At 37.0% G+C, this 2,100-nt stretch carries 2 protein-coding genes; one reads left to right on the top strand and one right to left on the bottom strand.

Annotated features, from left to right (window positions below; genetic code table 11):
• Nucleotides 1-772, bottom strand: a 772-nt coding sequence (locus EGI24_RS14355; RefSeq protein ID WP_255049157.1) for a GDP-L-fucose synthase, incomplete at its 3' end; no start/stop codon positions are given.
• A gap of 67 nt (nucleotides 773-839) precedes the next feature.
• Here EGI24_RS14355 and EGI24_RS14350 point away from each other — a divergent pair.
• Nucleotides 840-1,814 (top strand): toxin-antitoxin system YwqK family antitoxin, encoded by a 975-nt coding sequence (locus EGI24_RS14350; protein ID WP_255049154.1) that lies wholly within the window; start codon nucleotides 840-842, stop codon nucleotides 1,812-1,814.
• Nucleotides 1,815-2,100 lie beyond the last annotated feature (286 nt).

Here is a 2,100-nt window from a genome sequence, read left to right as displayed (position 1 = left end):
AACCTACCTCAGTTTTGATCGTTTCTGCCAACTCTTTTATGGTTACATCAACACCTGTGCCGATATTTACCAAAGTACTATCGTTGTAGTTTTCCATCAAATAAACACAAGCTTCGGCGAGGTCGTTGGCATGTAAAAACTCACGCATGGGCGAGCCCGTTCCCCATAATTCTACACTGGGTTTATTTTCCAATTTGGCTTCATGAAATTTACGAATCATCGCTGGCAATACATGAGAATTATTGAGGTCATAGTTGTCGTTTGGACCGTACAAGTTAGTGGGCATCACCGAAATATAGTTACATCCATATTGGTCACGGTAAGCTTCGCACATTTTTATGCCCGCTATTTTGGCTATGGCATAAGGCTCGTTGGTGGGTTCCAAAAGTCCGGTCAAAAGATAATCCTCCTTCAAAGGTTGTGGTGCGAGTTTTGGATAGATACACGATGAACCTAAAAACATCAATTTCTTAACACCAGCCAAATATGATCCGTGAATTACGTTATTTTGAATCTGCAAGTTTTCATATAAAAACTGCCCTCTATAGGTATTATTGGCCACGATACCACCAACTTTTGCTGCTGCTAAAAATACGTAATCTGGTTTTTCAGTTTGCAAGAAATCAAAAACTTCGGTTTGATTTCGAAGATCTAGTTCTTTTGACGTTCTTAGCAAGAAATTTGTAAAACCAAGGCTTTTTAGTTTTCTGACTATGGCTGAGCCTACCATTCCGTTGTGGCCAGCGACATATATTTTATCGGATATTTCCAATTTTTTGTTGAAATTTACGTTTTGAAAATTCAAATTGCTCACAAAAGTACTACACAGGTATCTTATAATGAAACGAATTCTTTTCATATACATTTTAATTATTGGATTTTCGTCGTTTGTTTCGGCTCAGGACATTATTCCGAAGGCTAAAACCAAAGCAGAAAGAAAGGCTGACCGTAAAAAAATGACTTTGGAGGAGCGAATAGAAGATACTGTGCCGCTTGATGTAAACTTACCAAAGGCTAATTTGAATCTTCCTGGGGATAACAAAATCAGTTCTGTAGAAGATGCGAAGAAGTTTCTAAACGAGACCATTCCCAACCTTTCTAGCGATGTAAAAGCAAAAAGTAAAAAGGCAAAAAAAGCCTTAGAAAAAGCCAAAGCAGAGGTTTTTGATGGACGAAGTTTTGAGAAAATTGCGATAGACAAAAGGGTCTTTAAAAGAGGATCAGGTAGCAGACTTTTATATCAAGAATTCTACGTTTTGAAAAACTTCCAAAAACCCAATCCTTATCTCAGGACGGTGACTTGGTACGATGAAAAAAACAAGAAATTTGTAGATGCTTTGACCCGAGATACAAAAACCAACAGTTTGCTTCACGGACCTTTTAAAGAATATAAAGGCGAAAGTTTAGCCAGAGAAGGCTATTATTATTTAGGAGCAAAACATGGCAGGTGGATGGAGTATGACAAGGATTTCAATTTGCTTAATAAAGAAGTTTACAACAAAGGTTTTTATCAAGAATCGGAGATCAGTTACTATGATGCAGACAGTAGCAAGATAAAAGAGATTATACCCAAAATATATGGAAAAACGACTGGTGCTTACTGGAAGTTTTACGAAGATGGCACCACTGCTGAGGAGGGACATTTTGACGAGAGCAAGAAAGTTGGTCGTTGGGTAGAGTTTTATCCAGGAGGCAATCGCCGCAAGAAAGTCACCCAATATCCTAGAGATATTTTTGATAATTCTGAGCCTTTTGTGATGCAGGAATACAGTGCTGACGGCAAGTTGATTTATGATAGTACTGCACCAAAGTGAGGTTTTTTTTAAGGCATTAAGGCATCGAGGCAATTAGGCATAAGGTGTTCAGGTCTTCATGTACTTAAACTCTTCATCTTCTTCATGTTAAATTGGATAGCGAATTTTAACATGAAGGAATTAAGAAATGAAGAGCATTAAGAACTTCATTTTCTTAAAATCTTCATCTTCTTCATGTTAAATTGGATAGCGAATTCTAACATGAAGGAATTAAGAAATGAAGAGCATTAAGAACTTCATTTTCTTAAAATCTTCATCTTCTTCATGTTTAATTGAATAGCGAATT

This window comes from Lacihabitans sp. CS3-21 (genome assembly GCF_024343675.1).
Lineage (GTDB): Bacteria > Bacteroidota > Bacteroidia > Cytophagales > Spirosomataceae > Leadbetterella.
Note: the sequence above shows the minus strand (reverse complement) of the source record. Positions and strands in the feature narration are given on the sequence as shown.